Genomic DNA, 22023 nt, shown 5'->3' with positions numbered 1-22023 from the left:
TACTATAAAAACACATTCATATCACACTAGAAAGGGCTGAACAATTTGCAATCCAAACTCATAACAGAACTTACAGATTTAGAAACTGCCTTTCACATTCGAAAAGAAGTCTTTGTAAAAGAACAAGGTGTCCCACTTGAAGATGAATTCGATACATATGACCAAATTGGCGAGGCATGCAAACATATATTAGTTTATTATAATGAACTTCCTGTAGGAACTGGCCGTATACGATTCGTTGACGGAATGGGTAAACTAGAAAGAATTTGTATTTTAAAAGACTATCGCAAATACGGATTAGGCAAAGTAATCATTCAAAAGTTAGAAGAGATTGCTCGTAACAAAGAAGCAAACAAAGTTAAACTACACGGTCAAACACAAGCTGAAGGGTTTTATGAAAAATTAGGCTATCAAACTTCTTCTGATGTATTTATGGAAGATGGAATTGCGCATATTATTATGACGAAAGTGTTATCATAATAGAAAGGTTACTATATGATTCTACATTATGTATTCGTATAGTAACCTTTCTGTAGCTTATTCGTTTGAAAGTCTCTTCGATGAATATTCTAGATTAATACAAAAAGACGACGCTGAATACGTCGTCTTTTTTATAAGCAGAAAAGTTAACTCTCAAACTTCCTTTTTTTGCATCAAAGCCCATCATCTTTCATTTCATTTTGAGGTAAAGCTTACACTGTTTTCCATAAGGATAAAGCAAAAATCCAGTTTGGATCCCCATGTCCTTCATAATTCTGGACTGCTTCATACACTTTTCCCTCGTGTAAAACTCTATCTCCCTTTTTATATGCTTTCTTTGCATCCCACGCTTCATATGAAGCGCTTTCAGTTTTTGTAGTAATTGTGAATGTATCACTTTGTACGGATTCATTTCCAACTACATCCACTGCTTTCACTGCATATTTATAAGTAGTATTAGCGAGTAAATTTTTATCCATATAAGAAGTCGTATTGGATGTTGCAATTTTTTTCATTGTTCCTTCTATTTCTCTATAAATATCGTAATAGTCTACTCCAACGTTATCATCAGATGGGCTCCACATTAGATCCACACTTGACGCTGTTGTTCCCATGCTATGTAATCCTTTTGGTTGTGTTGGTGCTTCTGTATCAGGAGCCTCAACTGTTGTTTTCACTGTAAGCGCTGTACTTTCTTTCGATACATTGCCAGCTGTGTCAATTGCTTTTACAGTATAAGTGTATTCTGTACTTGGTTTTAATTGTTTATTAATAAAATGAGTGCCTAGTACAGTGTCAATCATCTCTCCGTTACGGAAAACTTGATATCCTTTCATCCCTACATTATCCGTAGAAGTGTTCCATGTTAGTTCTATACTATTTGCTGTTACTTTTTGCGCCTGAAGTCCATTTGGAATACTTGGAGCTTCTGTGTCTGGTTTCACATTATTGATGAGATTCACATCAATTACATTATAGAACGCATTTGCTGTATCAGCTACATCCCATACTGCTAAAATCACATGATATCCACTACGGTCAGTAGGTACATTGATTTTATGAGTTAAATTATTTGAAGCTGCAGAACCATCATGTTGCACAGTGCCAATTGGCTCAAAGTCCGCTCTTGTTAGTGCTTTATTTGGATTCCATCCTTTTTTTGTAATATAGTAGTGCCATTTGCTTGTTAAGTGAGGTGCTGTATACTTCCAAGTAAATGTATTTTCCCCACCAGTGATTATATTTTTAAACCAACGATTTGCTGTTTGTTGATCTAAAATACCGCCAAATTTTCCACCTGCAGAAGCGATTTGCCCATCAACTGGGCCACCTTGTGGGAATCCTTTTGGAGCTTCTAAACTTTGTGGTTCATACATAACACTTCCGCAGTTTACATTTAGAGCACCATAGGTTGGACTACATAAAGCGGAACGGCTACCAGGCTTTTCAACAAAGCCGTGCGCGTATGCATTTTGAGGAATAAGTGTCGTGCCGATAATTCCAGCTGTTAATGCAACAGCTCCTATACTTTTTTTGTTCATTTTCAAGTTTTGTAGTTGTTTTAAAAATCGATTATTCATGTTCCTGTCCCCTTCTTGTTATACTTCGTAGTGTAATGTGGGCTTTGATGTAAAAGAATAACAAGAGTCAATCTTATTTCGTGTATGCGTAAATATGCATACACCGTCGTAAAGAAACATTTCATTTCTTGTGAAATATTTCACTTATGGAATATATCATGACATAGAAATCACCTAAATGTGTGCAGAAGTTGTGCAGAAACAGTGAAATTACTACTAACACGTAAAACTACATCCTAAATTTATAAAGTAAAAGTGAGCAATAGAAATTGTAGTACTTGTAATGAAAAATTTTAGGTATATATATGGATGAATTGCACCAAGTCGTCTTGAAACCCTTCATCGTTAACTTAAAACGCATGGCAATGTGAGATCACATTATTTTAAAACAACGTGCCATCTCCATTTTCCATATATCTTTCTATCAATACTTTGAAATTACTTATCACTTGTAAACATTTCCGAATCCGTCAATATAGTTTCATAAAACTTATCATATTCTTCACTGTATTGAAGTTTTAACTTTTCTATTAAACTTGTATCTGGTGAAACAATGTCAATAACGTCTGTACTTATATACAATAAATAAGTATCGTTATAAAAAGAAATATACGCTTGCTGACCACCATTAACGACATACTTACAATACTTATATACTTCATCTTCATGTACACCTTTAATCGTAGTAAATATGATTGTACTTTCAAGATCATCAACGTCTACTTTCGTTTCTGTCCAATTCTTAATCTTCATGAACCTTCCAATTTTTGTTTTCTCATTTATTCTCTTACTTTTACCATATGTTATGTAACCGGAAATAAATGAAACATCAATCGTATCAGGACTTTTAAAAAGTTCAGTCAAAATCCCTCTTAATCCTCTCAAATTACCCTCAAATAATTCTATATCGAATCTAATTCTATTTTTCGCCTCCACTTGAAAAAATGGTGTAGCTGTCATATCAGCAAAATTTACATCTAGTATTTTCATTCTTTCCATTTCATCAATTCCTCGCTTCATATAACATAAAAGTGTCTATATCATTTAATATAGACACCCTTTCACATGTATAGTTTTAATAACGGCCTGTAAATTTAAAAATTTCATCAACAGCTTGCTTATACCCACCTGATTTTCGGAGAGACTCCTTCAAATTCAAAGCAGCTTCTTTACATGACGGATTATTTAATACTATTTCTACACTTTCACTTAGTTGATCCGCAGTTAATCCTTGCATTTGCAATTTAACTCCTGCCCCGAGACTCTCCACTTGCTTTGCGATTAGTGGCTGATCTGCACTTTGCGGAATTACAACGAGTGGAACACCGTTATATATCCCTTCATGCGTACTGTTCATACCGCCGTGTGTAATAAATAGTTTCGTATATTTGAGAAGTTCAGTTTGTGGTACATAGTTTTTCACAATGAAGTTTTTAGGGATATTACCTAAATCACTTATTTCCGTTTTGTTGCCAATAGACATAACAATTGTATGCTTACTATTCTTGAACGCCTTCATACAAAGTTTATAAAAATCAAGCGCTTCATTAAAAACAGTACCTAATGAAATATAAATCAGGCTTTTTTCTTCAATTGAAGTGTAATCAAAACCTTCATTTTTCACTTGTGTAGAGATAGATGGACCCACAAATTTGAATGTTTCATTAAATGTATCCCCAAAAGGTTGGAACTCCTTAATTGTATACACAATAGTAAGTGAAGCTGGATTGCAGAAAACTTCATACGGTGAATCTATATCAACACCATATTTTTCTGTAATTCCATTAGTTAAGTTTTCAAAATCATTATGTATTCTATCCTGAACTTCCAGTGGAATATTTTTAGAAAGATGGTCTAACATTTGTTTAAATGATTTTTCATCTTGTGCAAAAGATGTGCATGAATTTATGGCTGGAAGATTAAGAATTTGGGCAATTAAGCGACCACAGCCAAACATCGAATCATGAATAATATAATCAAAATGTTCACCTTCAATTTGTTCTAAAACACTAGGTATTACAACATCCGTTGTATGTAGAAGGCCGTTTATTCTTTCCTGTAAATAATTTCGACCACCGGAAAGAAATGCTTGTATAAATTTTTGATCATCAATCGTTCGTACAGTAGCACCTGTCTTCTCAATACGCTCCCTGAAAGCCTCTATTGAAAAATAAACTACCTCTTCACCGCGAGAAATCAGTTCTTCTACAACATGTAATGTTGGATTTATATGTCCTTCTGATCCAGCGTTAATGAATAAAACACGTGCCATTCAAAACACTCCTTAAATTTTAAAATTTCTATGTTGTAAAGAGTATGGATACTTTCCATACTCTTTACGGAGTTATATGTATCATTTTCCTGCTAAATTGACCTAGCAAGCCTAAAACCGAGATCATCTATATGAAATGTAGGATGACTACGACGGCGACAAGTAGCACCGCACCCTCTCGCTTCTTCAGCCCAGCTACCGCCTCGGAAAATTCGGTACGATCCATATACCTTTTCATCATACAAATCATAACACCATTCCCAAACGTTCCCTAACATATCATATACTCCCCATGCATTCGGTTCTTTTTTACCGACGTCATGAATTTGTCCACTTGAATTTTCATTATACCATGCTATTTTCTGAAGTTCCCCATACGTATATCCCGTCGTACCTGCTTTACATGCGTATTGCCACTCTGCCTCAAATGGTAATCGATAGCCCTTGGATTCTACATTACAACTAACCTTTTGGCCGTCATCACTAATAGAATAATACTCTGTTTCTCCCAACTTTTTAGAAAGTAAATTACAAAAAGCGATTGCATCATTCCATGAAATATTTACAACAGGTTTATTACCATTTTCATTACCATTTAGTGCACGATTCGTAATCGCGTAATATAATTCCGCTGTTACAACATACTTTGCAAGAAGAAATGGTTTTATTTGAACTTGCCATTCTTTTTTTATTCGATCATCTCTTAATTCTACTTTTCCTGCTGGAATTTTCACCATATTAGAATCAACCGGGCCAATGAATCTATTCAATCCTATCCCCCCATGTTACTTCTTTTTATAATCTAACTATTTATGGTATCATGCTTCTCTAAAAATAGTCTTACTTCATTTGAAGATTTTAAAATAATAACATCTGTATCCTTACTCAATTGATTTAGCCTCTTTAAAATTGAAGGGCGTTTCGTTTTAGGATATTCCCATATCCATTTAAAAAATTGCAAGTCAAACCTTTCTTCACATCCAGCACCCATATCCGGTCTTGTTTTATTACGATATTGCACAATTCTTTTAAAAGCACGATAAACACATATTGTTCTATGAATATCAAGAAAGATAATTGTATCAGCTGCGTTAATTCTTATGTCCATTGTCCCGCCATAATTCCCATCAATAATCCACTTTTCCCCTTTAACTAATTCATTTTGAACCGTTCTTTGCTCCTCTTTCGGTACACACTCCCAATTTGGTTTCCAAAATAGTGCATCAAGATGATGCACCTTAATATTTAATTTATTCCCTAACTGTTTTGCTAATGTAGATTTTCCTGAACCACCAGAACCAATTAATATAATTTTTTTCATATGAGTACGCTTCTTTCTATAGATTCTTCAATATCTTCCTTATTAGCAAAAATCCATAAAAACATCTCTTCATTTAACTTTAGTAAATCTTTTAACTGAACAAAATAAGTAATAAATATAATTTGAATTGAAAGCATTACATACCAAATTGATTGTAGTTCTGCTCTCGTTAAAATGTTTTGCTTATAATATCCTTTAAAAATTTCACTTACAATTTGTAACCATTACCCTCTTAATGTTTCATCACTAAATATCTCACTTAAAATACTTGTACAGCAATAGCATAAATCGAATACTCTAACGTTTTCTTCTAGAAGCTCAAAATCGATAAACCCTTGAAAATCACTTTCTCTAAAGATTACATTTGATAAGTGCATATCGCGATGAATAATTTGTTTCGGTAATGAGTGAACCGTTTCCTTGAAAGTTGTATGTATTTGATCCATTTTTTGAATTATATCCTGATGAACATGCTCATTCTTTACTAAATTCGGTAAAGCCCATTCGTATACCACTTTATATAACTCTCTTTTTATTAACTCGTTAGTACTATTCACTGAATTTAGTTCGTGATGTAAATTAGCCATTTCCTCTCCAATTGTGCTTCCTAGCACTTTTAGCTTTTCTGTATCTTTGATTTCTAGTACACTTCCGGCAACATATTCGTACAAACAATAATTCTTCTCTTTATACAATACGTACCTTTCATCATTTCTCGTTTTTACTAATTTTTGTACTTTAACTCCTTTTTCATCAAGCTGTTCTAATACATTTAGTTCAACTAGAAACTGTTTTATCGATCCCTTTCCCTTTAAAATATACGCTTTATTATTACAATGAATCTTCGTTACGTTTGGTTGAATTTCAGTAGCTGTGACACCTTTATCTTGAAACCAAAACTTTGCAATTTCTAATATATCCTTCATGTACAAATCCCCCTTTTTAAAGTCACTTATTTCTTCCGTAGCACAAACTCACCAAGCATTCCTACTCCAACACCAATTGTGTAAGCCACTAAATCACTCCATAAAAATCCGTAACCTAATACGAGTCCACCTAAAGTCGTTGCTCGAATGCTATCTATCCATTCCGCATGGTACAATTGACTAATTTCAATCCCGTAGCAAAATATCAAACTAATAAAAGCTAATTTCCTCGTTTCTATTTTAGGAAACAAAAATCCAAATCCAGTGAAAATCATTAATGCCCATAAAGCATCACCTAAGTACCCATTTAACAAATCTGGTAACGCAAAAGCAAACTTTCTTGAACTAAGACCTAAAATAATAACAACTATAGTAAACATTACATATAGTAATCTATTTCGTTTCGTATTCATTTCAAAAGCTCCTACTTCATAATTTAAAACTGCAAATAGCTAGTAAAATAGAACTATTTTACTAGCTATTTATAGTCGACTTCACTTTGTATTTAATCCAATAACTCTTGCTGCTTTTTCTTTGAAAACGATTGTAGTACTAAATCATACGACCAATCTATCATCTTATTAATTTGTTCTTGTCCTACATCCTTATGTATGTACACTGTATTCCAATGCTTTTTATTCATATGATATCCAGGAATTATTGTTTCTGGGTAATCTTCTCTTATTCGTAAAGAAAGTTCTGGATCACATTTTAATGTAATCGCAGCTTTTTCACCTTCTTCATGATTCACTATCGCAAATATTTTATTATTTAACCTCATACATGTTGCACTCCAGCCATCTGGAGAATCTTCTGTCGCTTTTCTTTTCGATAAACAATATGCTCTTGTTGCATTCATTCTAATTGGCACCTCTTATTCTTTTACTATTTGATTACGATGCATCACAATTTGCTTCGTCGCTTTAAATTGCTGTTCACCATAAAACTTTATTAGTTTCTCGCCGCAAAATAGACTTACAATATCAATATGAGATATCTCTCGAAGTAACATTGTAAGCATCTTCTCACCAATACCTTTATTTCTTACACTCTCATGTACGACAACATCTTCAATATACGCCCGAAAAACACCGTCAGTAACAACTCTAGCAAATCCAATTAATTCGTTTTCTTCCCATACTCCAATAGCTATACTATTCTTTAACATTTTTTGAATATCGACTTCTTTTCTTTCTGGCCACCAGCCTACAGAACCGTAAAGTTTCTTTATTTTTTCTACACAGATTGGTTGTTCATGTTGTAATTTATACGTGTACATTTTTTCTCCTCTAAACTAGTATACATAATATTATTATAATCTCTTTTCTAAAAAGTGTTGACTATGCCCTTTAGGATGATCTTCAACAACACCATATTCTCGGTATCCGTGCTTTTTATAAAAATCTGGTGCTTGGAAACTAAATGAATCTAGCAAAATGAGTCTACATCCTTTTTCCATCGCAATTTCTTCTATTTTATGTAACAATTGACTACCATAACCATCATGACGAACAGATTCATCAACCCATAAAAAATCTATATGAAGATGATAAAAATACATCGTTCCTGTTACCCCGCCAAAGATTTTTCCATCTTCATCTTTCACTACGAAGCTTACTTGTTCCATCGGTTGCTTTACTTCATCTGTTAAAATAGACATATTATATTGAATTACTTTATTTTTTATGTATTCTCCTTCAGTGCGAGTACCGTTTTCTATATGTTTCATTTATATTTCGTCCTTTCAAGTTCGCAAACTATATTTAATTTTTATTCCTTCTCTTTAATAGACTAATGAATACAAATCCGCCATATGTAACAAAGCAAGAAAACACAATTATCACTGGTACAGAGACATAACCTGTTCTCACATAACTTATAACGGCAAAACTAGCGATTAATAATAAAATAGATGGCCAAAATATAAGAGCTGTTTGGAGTAAAGCCATGTTCCTTATATATTATAGAATGAGTTTATATTTGTGTCATAAGGGCTTATGCTTATTTTTATTTTTAAAGGCTTTTTCCTTATACTTGCGTGTTAGCTGATTCATAAACTATAGAGTGTAAGTGGGTGAATGATAAGGATGGTGTAAAAATGAGTAAATTTAAAAAAAATTTTCATATTCCGTGCGAATGTTTCGGTCCCCCTTTACCTCCACCTGAAATTGGTCCAACGGGTCCAACAGGTCCAACAGGCGTAACTGGCCCAACGGGTCCAACAGCAGTAGGATGTTGTCCATGTAATAATATTCTTGACAACCCTGGATTTGACGAGCCGGCAGTAGTAGGAGATCCAGTTCCAGGTTGGAATCAAGCAGGTTCCGTTTCAGAAGTAGGGTTTCCAAACGTTCATAGTGGCCGGTTTCTGTCAAATGGTTCATTTAGTCTCTTAGCTGCATCAATTAATCCAGGTGGAAGTATTAATCAAACAGTTGATGTTGACGCAGGTTGTTGTTATACGTTTTCTTTTGCTGCAGATGTAAGGGATGGTGCATTTCTTATAGCTTCAGTATCTTTCCCAGAACTTGGGCAAGCATGTCCTCCTGCCCCTGTAACTCTTGGTCCATTAAACATTCCACATATTGTACCAGTTATGAATCAACCACAATCTCTTTTCCAACATTATATTCTTGTTGTGTGTATACCTGCTACTGTAACTACAGCATGTATTTCTTTCCAAAATACTGCTACAGGGGGCGAAGGCGCAACAGCTTTTGTTGACAATGTTGTATTTCAGCCGACTGGTGGACCTTGTACTTCATGTTCACAAAATTTCTAATGTATTGAAGTACTTGAATTTTTTCGTTTTGCTGGCGGATCACAAAACCATTAAGGAGAGCCTTTGTGCTCTCTTTTTATGTTAGAAATCACCAGACACTCCCATATGCTGAACGCATTCCTTTATAGTCCCGATACATATGAGCGATTCACTTTTGTAAACGGTATACTCCTTTAGGTGCACTATTCCCCTCCCTGCTATTAAAATAACGTTTTTATTCAATTATCGGTTACAACGTTTGTTTGACTTGTCATCTTATATTCTTTATATAAGCACTTCAAAGCTTCTAGAATTGTTTCATCAACCTCTTTATTATCAAATCGATTAGGTAAATCTCTTCCCCCAATTACATAAAGAAACGGAAATTTATGAAACATTCCTATTATACCAATATTTATTATAGCGGTGGATAAACCACCTGTCATATGAGCTAAATGATAATAAGGTATACCTTCATACTCTCCTTGTTGTCTTACCATTCCATTAATAATGGGTTCCCATAATTCTGGTGCGGATTTATATCCTTGGAAAATATGTACTAAAAGTGAAAGAACTTGATTTAACTCTCCGACATTTTGCTCATCTCTAGGGTTTTCCTGTATATGAATCTTTGAAAAGTACGTTAAAACATTTTCTCTGACAGTTTCCCATCCTCCGCAGTGCATTACAACCGAGTGAGCAATATAACTGTCGTGGCAAGCTATCATTACTTCAACCGCTTTACTAAGTGTTAATGTAGTTCTTCCTTGTAAATGAGGATATAACTGCACACTATCCTCATTTGGATTAAACTTAATGTGATGAAGTGTATCATTCCAATTAATTTGTTTGTCCTTTACCATCTTTGCTACTGTAAATCCAATTGCCACTTTTGCTGCTGATGCTAAAGGAACGTATAGCTCATTGTTATGGGTAGCAACTATATTTCCATTCTTTGTTGAATAAACAAGTATTCCAACTTGACCAATTTGTATTTCTTTTATTTTTCTAATGACAGCCTGCATATTCATCCCTCTTCTTATATCGTTTTATCATCTTCTCAAAATTCGATATAGAATATAAGAATCCTTTTTTGTTAAATGATAATCATGAATACAATAAGAAAAAGATAGCATGAGATTTCTTCATACTATCTTTTGAAGTATATACAATTTCCTTTTAAAATTATTTTTTACAGTAATAGATACAGCTATTCTTCAGTAGGATTTTTAGGACCATTAAGCTCCAATTGATAAAAAGCTAAATCTAGCCATCCATTGAACTTATAACCAGCCTTTTTTATTGTTCCCGAATAAACAAATCCGAAGTTTTTATGCATTGCAATGCTTTTTTCATTTTCCGCATCAATTCCAGCAATTAAGGTTATATATTCTCTTTCTTTTGCAATTGTAATTAATTCTTCCATTAAAGAGGACCCAATTCCATTTTTTCTATATTCTTTATCAACATACACAGAATGTTCAACTGAATATTTATAGGCAGGCCATGCCCTAAAGGGGCCAAATGTCGCAAATCCTACTACTTTATTATCTAGCTCGTAGACTAAAATTGGATGGCCATCAGCCTTTTTTTGTTCATACCAATCTATTCTATTTTCAAGGGTTACAGGTTTGTACGCATATACAGCTGTTGAATTAAGGATTGCATCATTATAAATATCTAAAATAAATGTTACATCTTTTTTCATTGCTTCCCTTATCATTGTTTTCTTCCTTTCATAATGATCTTTCTCTGTACCTTTCTTTCAACTGATCTACCTAATAATAATACAAACTTATTTTTACAACCGAATTCTAGATTTTCGAAAACCATCAATTGCATTTAGTACCGCAGATAATATGAAGATAATTACCCCTCCACCAATTAACCACGTTTTAAATTCCTCTGGAGAAATTGTAAACACATTTGCCACATACGTAATGAATCCTTCGTTAAATAAATGAGGATTTACTACGATTACAATGAATACTATTGTTACAGCTAGCTGTAGTATTGCATTCCCAATTGCCACTCTTTTCGTCCATTGTCCTTGCACTAATTTATAAAGAGATATACCTATTTCGAAAACGATCATAATTACAACGATTGGCCAATACTGAAGTAAAACATCTTGATTGAAAGTTGGTGCGACAAATTTAAGTCCATCTGCTGCACCATTATATACGCCAACAAGATGATTCGCATAAAAGTAAAGGGTAGCCCAAACTGCTGTCCACATCAAACCTCCAAAAACTTCAAACTTTGAGATCGACTTTTTCTTTGGAACATACGAGATATTTTTCAAATCATCAGGAGTCCATTTTTTTAAACTTGTCGTCAACGGTTGGTTACCTTTGTCTTTATCTGTTCTTTCTAAAATAGCAAATACAAGTGTCAACCAGAAAAATACATGGAGGCCTACTTCGACAATTTCCCCAATTCCTTTACCTATCAATTGTAAAATAACATTTAATACTGCTTGATCACCAGTATAGCCTATAAAATTTTCTGCAATCATTGAAATGAGTGCGATAACAGCTGCAATTGGTATGATCATTTTTAATAATGTCGTATACACATCAAAATAACGTGGTCCAATTAAATGCATCGGTCTATCCAAATACCCATTAGCCAATGAAACTGGGCTCCCCAATTTTTCAAGGACACTCTTTACATCTTCCTCATTGTACTCATCAGGTAACATATCCTCTATTGTCGACCGTAGTTCAAGCGTAATATCTTCACGATTTTTTTCAGGTAATCTCTTCGCAACTTCATGGACATACATATCAATCAAACTCATTCTCGTCCTCCTCCTTTAATAGGTTATAAAGTTCTTTCGAATCCTTTATCCACTCCTTTTTCAATTGTAAAAATATCTCTAATCCATATTCACTTAAAACATAATACTTACGAGGTCTACTCTCCGTTTTATCCCAACTACTCGTCACTAGCTCCTGCTTTTCTAATCGGCGAAGTAGTGGATATAAAGTACTTTGATCTATCATGATTCCTGATTGCTCCAATAATTGGACAAGCGAATATCCATATTGCGGCGTTCTTAGTTGACTTAAAACCGCTAATGTCAATGTCCCTCTCCTTAGCTCAGTAATTAATGAATTTAATAAAGTATCCATTCACCCACCTCATTCTCATTACTATATGTCATACAGTATGTGTTTTATACTATGTATCGTACAGTATTAGTGTGACAAAAACAATGATTTTTCAAAAAAATAGACAATAAAAAGCACAAACGATATGATTTGTGCTTTTCTAGCTAACTTAAATGCCTATAATACGCTTAACTTTGTACCTCTGGTAATATAAATTCTCCTTTTTCTTTAGGAAATGGGACAACATCTACAATTGCATCAACGTTGATTACTCCGTATACATGCGGATATTTTTGACCGTTAGAAGCAAGTTCATATTTTATTTTTGCTTTTAACAGGGATGGATCAATTGTAAGTAATAAAACATCTTCTTCGTGACTGAAATCTTTTTTGAGCAACTTTTAAAGCTTGGTCTAATAATGAACAATGAATAAACCCCTCTTCTTTACGTGAGGCTTCATTAATCTCTCTAGTTGTTTTTGCGATTTCCCAATTTCTTTTTGTTATTACTTTTGTAATCATATCCATTCCTCCTATATCTTTATATAGAAAAAAAAGAGGTTTTTCTGTTTATTACTAGAAAATCCTCTTTTTTATTTATTTTAATCCCTTAATTAATGGCGACGCTTCCCCACTATGGAAAATCCATAAATCATGAAGCGATCTCGTACATCCGACATACAATAATTTCGCATCATGTTTTGTATTTTTGTAATGTTCTTCATCAACGTCGATTAGAAGTACGGCATCAAATTCTAAACCTTTCGCCAAATATACAGGTACTACCGAAATACCACCTTCATATTTGCTTTGATCTGCTTCAATGACATTAACAGTCAACCCTGCATTTGTTAACTTCTCATATATATCACGGCATTCATCGTCTGTTCTTCCAATTACCGCGATTGTTTTCACATCTTCAGTTTGCAAATGCTGTAATGTCTTTAAAACTTCAGTAAATTGGTCCTCTGCCCGAATCACTTTCACGTCTTCACCGCTACGGAAAACTGGTGTAGCAAGTCCTACAGGAATTTCTGCATTTTTTATTATTTCATTCGCAAATTCAATAATTTCTTTTGTAGAACGATAACTTCTCGTCAGTTCATAATAACCTGTTTCTTGAAATACTTCCTTAAAAGCATTCCAGTCTTCAATTCCTTGATAATCATAAATCGCTTGAGATAAATCACCTAATATAGTGAAAGAATTACCTAGTGTAATTTCTTTTAATACATATACTTGGAATGGCGAGAAATCTTGCGCTTCATCAATAACGACGTGATGGAATTTTTGTCCAATTTCAATTCCTGTTATGCGATGTTGTATATAAATTAAAGCTGGTAAGTCTTCTACATACACTTCTTTTTTACGACAATTCTTTTCTGTTTCTTGAACAAGTTCTTCAGGTAATACTTCGAGTATTTCTTTACTCTTTATCATTGAATTATATAGTGAAAGCGGGCTCATTTTCGGCCAAAAATTCATATATGTGTTCAATCTCTTTGTCGCTTCTTTTTTTAGTAATTTTTTCTCGTTTGTTTCTCCAAACTTTTTAAGCTCAATTTCAATCCAGCGCTTCATACGGCCGACTAAACGTTCTCTTCTTTTCTTTAATGGATAGTGTTTATATTCAACCTGCATCCATTTTTTAACGTCTTCCACTGGAATAACAGCTTTATCCCATGCCTCAAAATCTTTTGTTGGCACTAAATCTTTTTCAAATTGAATCATTCTTTCTTCAATAAACGACTTAAATTCCAGCGTGCCTTTCAATTTACCTAGCATAACCTTTTTTTCATCGCGATTAATTGAGAAAGCTTCTTTCAATTTTTCTTCTGTCTGCTTCAGTTTCACTGAACCCTCTAGCAGACGCAGTGCCCAATCTGGAAACGTTGTTTGACTAATATTTCCTACCCCTAACTCAGGAAGTACACTTGAAATATAGTCTAAAAACAAACTGTTTGGAGCGAATACGATCATTCTCTCCGCTTCAAGTTGTTCACGATATTCATAAATTAAAAAAGCAAGGCGATGTAAAGCGATCGTTGTTTTTCCGCTCCCTGCAACCCCTTGAATTAATAACGGTAAGTTTCTTTCCGCACGAATAATATCATTTTGCTCCGATTGTATAGTCGAAACGATATCTTTCAATTTATTATCTTTATTCTCACCTAATCGATATAGAAGAAAATCATCAGCATGTGAGACATCTTCATTTCCTTTCACATATGTATCAACAACACGTTCTAGTTCTCTCTTTCGAATCGAAATGTTTCGTTTTAAATAAACATCGCCTTCTACTAATCCGTCTGGTGAATGATAAAATGCTAATTCTTCACCACCGGTAAATGAATAAAACATACTTGCGACAGGTGCACGCCAATCAATTACAATTGGTTTCATCGTATCTTTATCTGAAACACCTACTTTACCGATGTAAATCGGCATTACGTCTTCCTTGCCATCCTCCTGAAAGTCTAATCTTCCAAAATACGGCTCATGTACACCAATACGTAAGCTTTGTCTATTAGACTCCCTCATACTTTCAAGAATTTGCTCTTTAAAATCTTCTCCATAATAAACCGGGATTTTTTCAAGCTGTTCTAATTGCTCATCCATCGTACATAAAATAGCTTTCATTTTCTGTAATTCTTCTTCAAATATGTTACTCATTTGATGATTCCCTCCTGTCCGTTCCAATTTTTTCAGTCGAGATACAATTGTATTAAAAATCCATTCATAAAGTCAATAGTTTGATTGAGAATTTTCCAAATTAAAGAAAAACACAAAAAATATGCCTCTTTATCTAAGCTTTTGAAGTATCTTTAAAACAAAATTTTCTCTCTCTTTATTTTTTCATTTCATAGATTGCTTACACAAGGAACTGTATGTAAAAATAATCATTCTAGTTATCCGAATCATTCCACTGACGACTTATTTCTAGGCCATAATCCATATTGTAAACTTCTTTTATAGCTTTAACTTTTTCAAGACTTTCATCACTAAACACAGGTTTATTTTCAAAAGAATGTAGAACGATTCTTTCAAGAAGAATGCCCAGCGAAATATCATGATATTCTGCCATCGCTTTCAAAACTTTTACCATTCTTTTTCCATCCTAATACCAGTTTGCACACGTTCAACTTTAATTTTTGTGTTTTTTTCATTTATTTGTTCATTATTTTGTTTCATAATTTCACACCCTTAATGCAAAAATATTATTTTGTTACCTTGGTAACAATTTATCATTATAACACCGATGCGTGTTTTGTCAATTGTGTCATTTTATTATTGGTTAAACATAATAGGTTCTCGCCCTATTACTATCATCAAGATAATGTAAATTTGTATCCATATAACGAAAAAAACGCTATTCTTTTTATAGAAATATACAAAAAGGATGGCGTTTTAATATGAATTTATCGATTTTTAATGAACTAGTATTAGTTTTCAAATAATCACAACAATATATGCTGCCTAATAATTTGGAGTGATTAGTTAGAAAGATTTGATTCGCTTAACAAACTAGTGAATATATTTCACAAAAACTAGTATACCTTTGTGTTTTATTTAGCCAAAACATAGCTCATTCTTCATTAACCCAACCTTTCAGTCTTTTAGAAGCTAACAAAGATATTTATATGAGTATAGAAGCACTCAACCAACTATTTTCGTTATTAGATTCTATAAATTTGAAATTCCCTTCACATAAATTCAGCTTAATGTGTACGAGGGAGACGCCCAATCTATTCTTTATTTCTTTTTTACTTTTATACGATACGATAAGCACTCATGTAAAGAAGCTTGCTCTTTATATCGCGATTTCTCAAAATCAAATGCGCCACCCGGGAAAATTGCTACAATATTTAAATTTGCTTCATCACATAGATCGCTAATCTCTTCAACTGTATAGCAACGTAAAGACTGTGTTACAATCTCATTAGGCTGATTAGGATTCCACCAATGATCTAACATTCTTTCATTTATACTATCATATTCATATTTTCGCATCGCTGAACTTAATGGCATTTCTTGTCCACTTACCTTTTTCCAATACAAAGGTTGATAAATATCAATAAGTGCACATCCATCTTCCTTCATCCAATCTTTAATCCGTTTTAGTAGAAACAATTGCTCATCATTTGTTCCTACACCAAATCCATCTAAATAACTAACAACATCAAATTTTTCTTCAAAGTTAATTTGATAAAAATCTCCACAATGAATGGCAATATCACTACTAGAATGTTCTTTTGCAAACATAACTAACTCTGGTACAAGTTCAACCGTAGTCATTTTCACTTGTAACTTAGACATCGCTCGTGCAAATCCACCATTTCCCGCACCAAGTTCTAACATCGTTTGAAATGGATGACCAACTTGTTCTTGAACTTCTTTAGCAACCTGCTCTAACCAGCTTTCTGTATTGATATCGTAATTCGACAGTTCGAATTGTTTTTGGTAAAATTCCTTCACATTTAATTCGTTCATTATTATTCTCCTCCTGCACTAGATTTTTCTGCTACAGGTGAGAAACTAAATTTCTGACACCCATGAAAAAAAACCATTCTTATTTCTCTATATTTACAATTTATCAAAATAATAGGATTTTTGAAAGTACCAATATAAAAAGCAGATAATGGTCGATTCCACTATCTGCTCTATAGCTGCTTTTATTTTCCTTGTTGATACTCCACCCAATCACCAGAAATGATAACTTTCTTTAGCATCTCTTTATCTTGAGCAATATACACAAATGCACGTATTTCTCTATCACCTAAATAAATCGTTTCGGTGATTCGGTCATATAAATCACTCTCTGCATTACCTGTGTATTCTTCAAGTTCATCTAACTTTTGCAGAACATCATCATTTACTTCATAAACTTCTCCGTATACCTTTTCCCCATTTGAACAAATCATCGCAGGATACCCTTCGTATGTATCAAATAATTTACCATACGTCCATGCTTCGTCTGCGATGCATATTGCACCTTGCATAATATGAGCATTCGTTTGCTCTTTTCTTAACGTGCCATACACGAAAACGTGATGCATAAATCCCTATCCCCTTTATATGTCTCTACTTTCTAATTTGTAAATAAGCACGAATCATAAAGTAACTCACTTCATTTGGAAGTTGGTCCTTAATCGATTTCAGACCACCCTCTGCATTTTGCACGGCAGTTTCAATTAGAGCTTCATACTCTGCTGGAACAAAGCTATTCCAGTCTACTTCCATTCCATCTTCAAAGCAGCGAATTAAATGATTTTCAATTGTTTGTCTTGATAAGCTACGTTCTTTAGCAATTTCATCAAGATCAATGCCTTGTTTATACATTTCATACGTTTCTAAATGAGAATTCGCTGACGCTTTTCCTGATTTTTTACTCTCTGAAACAACTTCAGTCTTAATTGTTTCCGCATAGTTTGGGTTATCCTCAATAAAGTGCTGAACTGCTTGTAAGAAGTGAGACCCGTACTTCACAAGTTTGTGTTCTCCGATTCCTTTTACAGTTAGGAGTTCGGAGTCACTTTGTGGCATTTTCGCACACATATCTTTTAACGTTTGGTCAGAGAAAATAACGAACGGCGGTACACCTTCTCCTTGTGCAATTTCTTTACGTACTTCACGAAGCACTTCAAATAAAGGATGATCTTGAACAATTTGTCTCGTTTCTACTCGTTCTTTGCGTAAAACATTCTCTTTACCAAGTAATACTTCTTTTCCTTTTTCCGTTACTTTTAATGTTGGATACGTACCATGTTCAACTGCAATTAACTCATCTGAAATTAAAAACTCAATAAACTCACTGACTTCTTTTACACTACGGTTTGATAAAAGACCGTACGTTGGCAAAGTATGAAAATTAAATTCAATGACTTTCTTATTTTTAGATCCAGTTAATACTTGTGCAATCATTTGCTTTCCGAATCGTTGGTTCGTCCTAATCATACAAGATAGTACCATTTGGGATTCTCTCGTCACATCGATACTTTCACGGTCGTCCGTACAATTACCGCAGCGACCACAATCTTCCTTCGGCTCTTCTCCGAAGTATTGCAAAATAAATGATTGTAAACATTGTTCTGTATGACAGTAATCGGTCATATTTTGGAGTTTTTCAAGCTCATTTGAAAAACGTGATTCTCCAGTTGATTGATCGATTAAAAAGCGTTGTACTTGCACATCTTGAGAAGAATATAACAAAATACATTCACTATCTAATCCATCACGACCAGCACGTCCTGCTTCTTGATAGTAACTTTCCATATTTTTTGGAAGTTGATAATGGATAACGTAACGTATATTCGATTTATCTATACCCATTCCAAATGCAGATGTTGCCACCATAACACTTATTTCATCTCGTAAAAAGAGTTCTTGCTGTTCATTTCGATCGTGGTCGCTCATACCAGCATGATATTTCGATACCGAAACTCCTGCTTTCCCTAAATCTTCATATAACTGATCGACTACTTTTCTTGTCGCTGCATAAATAATCCCAGATTCCTTCTGATTTTGACGAATATAATCTGCTAAATACGCATTACGATCCTGTCCTTTAATTACTGAAAACGATAAGTTCTCGCGCTCGAACGTTGTCATAATTGTATTTTCTTGATTAATTTCAAGCGTATTGCAAATATCTTCACGAACTTGTGGTGTTGCCGTAGCAGTTAACGCTAATACGAGCGGCTTTTCTGGAAGATAATCTAATATGCGATGTATATGTAAATAACTAGGACGGAAATCATGTCCCCACTGCGAAATACAGTGCGCCTCATCAATTGCAATCATCGGGATTTTCATATCGATAAGTTGATCAACAAATTCCATTGAATCAAGACGCTCAGGCGCCACATAAAGTAACTTATAATGGCCTTGTTTCGCTAATTGAATTCGTTGATTTGCTTCTGTAATAGAAATAGAACTATTAATATAAGTAGCTGAAATACCGTTTTGTACTAATGTATCTACTTGGTCTTTCATAAGTGAAATCAAAGGTGAAATAACTAATGTCGTTCCTTCGAATACTAATGCGGGAATTTGATAACAAATTGACTTACCACCACCCGTAGGCATAATACAGACTGTATCTTTCCCATCTAATACATTTTTAATTGTTTCATCTTGTCCTCTTCGGAATGACGAATAACCGAAATAAGACGCTAAAAGTTCTTGTGCTTTTGTAAACAAAAAAGAGTCACCTGCTTTTCTTTATCTTTCATCTATTCCCATTATATCATCAAACTGATTCTCGCCACTTTGAATTTTATAAGTATTTGAGTTCTATTTGCTTCCTACGTTTTCCAACATAAAAAACAAATCTAGTACACAAGAAGAAAGAATTTCAAAATAAATATTCATTTAATTTACCTTCCTAGAATACTACTAATCGTATACATATGAATTTGAGGAGGTTAAATTATGAAGAGTCGTTACAATAATTCCAACAAACCTAAAGCATCAAATAAACAACTCCAATTCTCTAATAATGATGCGTGGAAATATGAATCATTTTATAAGTATCAGCCCATATTTTCTTATAGCAAGCTTATGAATTTCCTTTCTCAACTTTTTAAACGTTAATACATGTGCCAAATATATATCATTCAAACAAATTTTCTCAACATATAACTTCTAGACTAACTACAATACAGTTGTTACCATATATAATAATCTGTTAGATAAACCCCTTATGTTGACCTGCTTAAATTAGCGGGTCTTTTTTTATACTTACATATTGCAATGTATCGTAGCCTGGCTGAAAAGTCTTTTCTCCATTTTAGAATCCTATTCCGCTCTCCACAAATGATTATAATTCCAAAAAGCAAAATATAAATCCGCTACATTCATACAAGCAATTCATTTTTTCTCAATACACAAAGTGAATTTCATTTGTTACTATAAAAGTACTCTAGATGAGTTTTTGCTCATCTACATTATCTAGTTAATGGGGCCTGCCGCGGGAAGCAGGTCCCTTTGACTTTATTAAAGCCCCACTTTCATTTGGACACATTTACCAGGTTTTTTTAAAAGAATTTTATGATAATATTACGTAGTCGAGTCCGACATCTCGGCAATACCCTTTTGAGGTCCTGCAATTTCCCTTGCAGGACCTCTATTATTTTAAAATTCTTTTTATTCATATATATCATAATTGTGTTTTTTATTCCCCTTCAACTTTCTCCTTTTCCAACTCTCAAAAAAACTCTTGGACACGTAACTTAAAAATAACGTTTATCATATTGTGAGATATACATGTTCAAAGGAGTGTAACTATTTATGTATACTTATTGGCAATCGTATTACTCCCCTTATCATATCACTAATGGAAACTTCGATTCATTTGCACGAAATTACCGAGTTAGTAAAAATGAAAACTTTCTAAAAGGATATATGCGTTCTTTATGGGAACAACACGTTGCTTGGACACGATTAGCCATTATAGGCATCATCTTTAACTTGCCCGACGTAAACGTTACCGTTGGACGTCTTCTACAAAATGCAACACACATGGGGCTATCACTTGAACCATTCTACGGAGAAAATGCAGTAAAAAAATATAGTGCATTAATTAAAGACCACTTAACAATCGCTGCTGATCTTGTTAAAGCCGCAAAAGCTGGTGATCAAAACGCAGCGGCCGCTATAGAAAAGAAATGGTACGCTAATGGAGACGAAATTGTTGAGTTTCTAACTAGTATCAATCCATATATAGAAAAAGAAGAATTTAGAAAAATGTTTTATGAGCATTTAGCGTTAACGAAAGCGGAAGCACTTGCCTTCCTAAATAAAGATTATGATGCCAGTGTAAAACTATACGATAAAATTGAAAAAGAAGCATTAGAAATGGCCGACATGATAACAAACGCAATCGTAAAACAATTTCCGCAAGTATTTCAATAAAAATAAGCCGATTTGAAAAAACAAATCGGCTTATTTAGTTTTCTATCAATGATATTTCACCACTCCTCTTTACATTTAACGTATATCGATATATTTTATTAATATCCGTTTTTTATAGGAGGAAATAGTTTGATTAACGCAATTGGTCTCGTATTTATTCTCACAAATAAGCACGAGAAAAAGAAGAAAGTTTATCTGAATGAAAAATTCGCATTAATAGACATTATTGATTCTAAAGAAGTATTTGATGATGAAGGTAACTCATTAGTAGAACTAACATGTAAATACAGCATATACTTAGATGAAAAATACTATTGTAAATCTCTCGATGATTATACTGGACAAGTATTCCCCTTCTTAAGCGCAAAAATAGGAAAGGGACTTCTTAGAAACTTAAATTATTACTTTTCTTACGTTGATGCCTATGATAAAAAACCACCTGTTAAAGAAATAAGACCTCTTATGAAACAAGTAACTAACAGATAGCGGACAGTATTCAAAAGAAAGCACCTAACTTCAGATGCTTTCTTTTTTGAATCAGTAACTCTCTAACTTTCATATCCTTCTAAATATATATACCCAAGCATACTTTAAAATAAAAACATTGGAGGATTAGGCTGAATGAAATATTCAGAATCAATCGTAAGTAAACGG

21 protein-coding genes and 4 pseudogenes are annotated in these 22023 nt (G+C 33.6%); 5 read left to right on the top strand and 20 right to left on the bottom strand.

From position 1 onward, the window contains the following. Positions 1–45 precede the first annotated feature (45 nt). Positions 46–480: a GNAT family N-acetyltransferase gene (locus JFU54_RS28040; protein ID WP_201067368.1), complete on the top strand. Its 435-nt coding sequence runs from the start codon at positions 46–48 to the stop codon at positions 478–480. Between the two features lie 212 nt (positions 481–692). Here JFU54_RS28040 and JFU54_RS28035 read toward each other — a convergent pair whose 3' ends face one another. The 10 genes and pseudogenes from JFU54_RS28035 to JFU54_RS27990 all read right to left on the bottom strand — a co-directional run bounded on the left by JFU54_RS28035 (position 693) and on the right by JFU54_RS27990 (position 8308). Beyond that, positions 693–2060 (bottom strand): lytic polysaccharide monooxygenase, encoded by a 1368-nt coding sequence (locus JFU54_RS28035; RefSeq protein ID WP_201067366.1) that lies wholly within the window; start codon positions 2058–2060, stop codon positions 693–695. A 438-nt stretch (positions 2061–2498) separates the two neighbouring features. Continuing rightward, positions 2499–3059 (bottom strand): hypothetical protein, encoded by a 561-nt coding sequence (locus JFU54_RS28030; RefSeq protein ID WP_002165644.1) that lies wholly within the window; start codon positions 3057–3059, stop codon positions 2499–2501. A 76-nt stretch (positions 3060–3135) separates the two neighbouring features. Beyond that, on the bottom strand, positions 3136–4332 hold the full coding sequence (locus JFU54_RS28025) for a macrolide family glycosyltransferase (protein ID WP_201067359.1): 1197 nt from the start codon (positions 4330–4332) through the stop codon (positions 3136–3138). Between the two features lie 92 nt (positions 4333–4424). After that, entirely contained in the window at positions 4425–5102 is a 678-nt protein-coding gene (locus tag JFU54_RS28020) for a formylglycine-generating enzyme family protein (RefSeq protein ID WP_002136721.1), read from the bottom strand. A 32-nt stretch (positions 5103–5134) separates the two neighbouring features. Then, positions 5135–5653: a DNA topology modulation protein gene (locus JFU54_RS28015; protein WP_201067357.1), complete on the bottom strand. Its 519-nt coding sequence runs from the start codon at positions 5651–5653 to the stop codon at positions 5135–5137. Beyond that, positions 5650–6579, bottom strand: a pseudogene (locus tag JFU54_RS28010) (phosphotransferase enzyme family protein). The gene JFU54_RS28015 and the pseudogene JFU54_RS28010 overlap by 4 nt, the downstream one beginning before the upstream one ends. A gap of 26 nt (positions 6580–6605) precedes the next feature. Continuing rightward, complete coding sequence (locus tag JFU54_RS28005; protein ID WP_201067355.1) at positions 6606–6992, bottom strand: ribosomal maturation YjgA family protein; 387 nt, start codon at positions 6990–6992, stop codon at positions 6606–6608. A gap of 92 nt (positions 6993–7084) precedes the next feature. Next, positions 7085–7438, bottom strand: a complete 354-nt coding sequence (locus JFU54_RS28000; protein ID WP_000994618.1) for an MmcQ/YjbR family DNA-binding protein — start codon at positions 7436–7438, stop codon at positions 7085–7087. Positions 7439–7453: 15 nt separating this feature from the next. Next, on the bottom strand, positions 7454–7858 hold the full coding sequence (locus tag JFU54_RS27995; protein ID WP_201067353.1) for a GNAT family N-acetyltransferase: 405 nt from the start codon (positions 7856–7858) through the stop codon (positions 7454–7456). Between the two features lie 33 nt (positions 7859–7891). Continuing rightward, a complete protein-coding gene (locus JFU54_RS27990; RefSeq protein WP_201067351.1) occupies positions 7892–8308 on the bottom strand; it encodes a GNAT family N-acetyltransferase in 417 nt (138 codons plus the stop codon). A 369-nt stretch (positions 8309–8677) separates the two neighbouring features. On the opposite strand from JFU54_RS27990, the gene JFU54_RS27980 reads away from it, so the two are divergent. Further along, entirely contained in the window at positions 8678–9361 is a 684-nt protein-coding gene (locus tag JFU54_RS27980; protein WP_201067347.1) for a collagen-like protein, read from the top strand. Between the two features lie 218 nt (positions 9362–9579). Here JFU54_RS27980 and JFU54_RS27975 read toward each other — a convergent pair whose 3' ends face one another. The 7 genes and pseudogenes from JFU54_RS27975 to JFU54_RS27945 all read right to left on the bottom strand — a co-directional run bounded on the left by JFU54_RS27975 (position 9580) and on the right by JFU54_RS27945 (position 15648). Next, on the bottom strand, positions 9580–10365 hold the full coding sequence (locus JFU54_RS27975; RefSeq protein ID WP_201067346.1) for a serine hydrolase: 786 nt from the start codon (positions 10363–10365) through the stop codon (positions 9580–9582). Between the two features lie 185 nt (positions 10366–10550). Then, positions 10551–11063, bottom strand: a complete 513-nt coding sequence (locus tag JFU54_RS27970) for a GNAT family N-acetyltransferase (RefSeq protein ID WP_016101273.1) — start codon at positions 11061–11063, stop codon at positions 10551–10553. Positions 11064–11141: 78 nt separating this feature from the next. Next, complete coding sequence (locus JFU54_RS27965) at positions 11142–12143, bottom strand: HAAS signaling domain-containing protein (protein WP_201067344.1); 1002 nt, start codon at positions 12141–12143, stop codon at positions 11142–11144. Continuing rightward, positions 12130–12477: a PadR family transcriptional regulator gene (locus JFU54_RS27960; RefSeq protein ID WP_002085093.1), complete on the bottom strand. Its 348-nt coding sequence runs from the start codon at positions 12475–12477 to the stop codon at positions 12130–12132. The genes JFU54_RS27965 and JFU54_RS27960 overlap by 14 nt, the downstream gene beginning before the upstream one ends. Positions 12478–12644: 167 nt before the next feature. After that, positions 12645–12978, bottom strand: a pseudogene (locus JFU54_RS27955) (DUF952 domain-containing protein). Between the two features lie 75 nt (positions 12979–13053). Next, the gene (locus tag JFU54_RS27950) at positions 13054–15129 is read right to left on the bottom strand and encodes a HelD family protein (RefSeq protein WP_201067342.1); all 2076 of its coding nucleotides are present in this window, start codon (positions 15127–15129) and stop codon (positions 13054–13056) included. A 232-nt stretch (positions 15130–15361) separates the two neighbouring features. Further along, positions 15362–15648 (bottom strand): annotated as a pseudogene (locus JFU54_RS27945) (hypothetical protein). A gap of 335 nt (positions 15649–15983) precedes the next feature. Between JFU54_RS27945 and JFU54_RS30445 the strand changes: the two are divergent. Beyond that, positions 15984–16130 (top strand): annotated as a pseudogene (locus JFU54_RS30445) (IS4 family transposase); the annotation flags it as partial. A 79-nt stretch (positions 16131–16209) separates the two neighbouring features. Here JFU54_RS30445 and JFU54_RS27940 read toward each other — a convergent pair. The 3 genes from JFU54_RS27940 to recQ all read right to left on the bottom strand — a co-directional run bounded on the left by JFU54_RS27940 (position 16210) and on the right by recQ (position 19656). Continuing rightward, positions 16210–16947 (bottom strand): class I SAM-dependent methyltransferase, encoded by a 738-nt coding sequence (locus JFU54_RS27940; protein ID WP_201067340.1) that lies wholly within the window; start codon positions 16945–16947, stop codon positions 16210–16212. Between the two features lie 182 nt (positions 16948–17129). Then, the gene (locus tag JFU54_RS27935; protein ID WP_002085085.1) at positions 17130–17513 is read right to left on the bottom strand and encodes a gamma-glutamylcyclotransferase family protein; all 384 of its coding nucleotides are present in this window, start codon (positions 17511–17513) and stop codon (positions 17130–17132) included. A 25-nt stretch (positions 17514–17538) separates the two neighbouring features. Continuing rightward, entirely contained in the window at positions 17539–19656 is a 2118-nt protein-coding gene (recQ, locus tag JFU54_RS27930; protein ID WP_201067339.1) for a DNA helicase RecQ, read from the bottom strand. A gap of 1089 nt (positions 19657–20745) precedes the next feature. Here recQ and JFU54_RS27925 point away from each other — a divergent pair. Further along, positions 20746–21369, top strand: coding sequence for a hypothetical protein (locus JFU54_RS27925; protein ID WP_016101266.1), 624 nt, complete (start codon positions 20746–20748; stop codon positions 21367–21369). Between the two features lie 129 nt (positions 21370–21498). Beyond that, complete coding sequence (locus tag JFU54_RS27920; RefSeq protein WP_000606233.1) at positions 21499–21855, top strand: hypothetical protein; 357 nt, start codon at positions 21499–21501, stop codon at positions 21853–21855. Positions 21856–22023 lie beyond the last annotated feature (168 nt).

This window comes from Bacillus sp. TH19, assembly GCF_016651075.1.
In the GTDB taxonomy this organism is placed as follows: Bacteria; Bacillota; Bacilli; order Bacillales; family Bacillaceae_G; genus Bacillus_A; species Bacillus_A mycoides.
The sequence above is the reverse complement of the archived record's forward strand: the minus strand, read 5'-3'. Positions and strand labels throughout refer to the sequence as shown.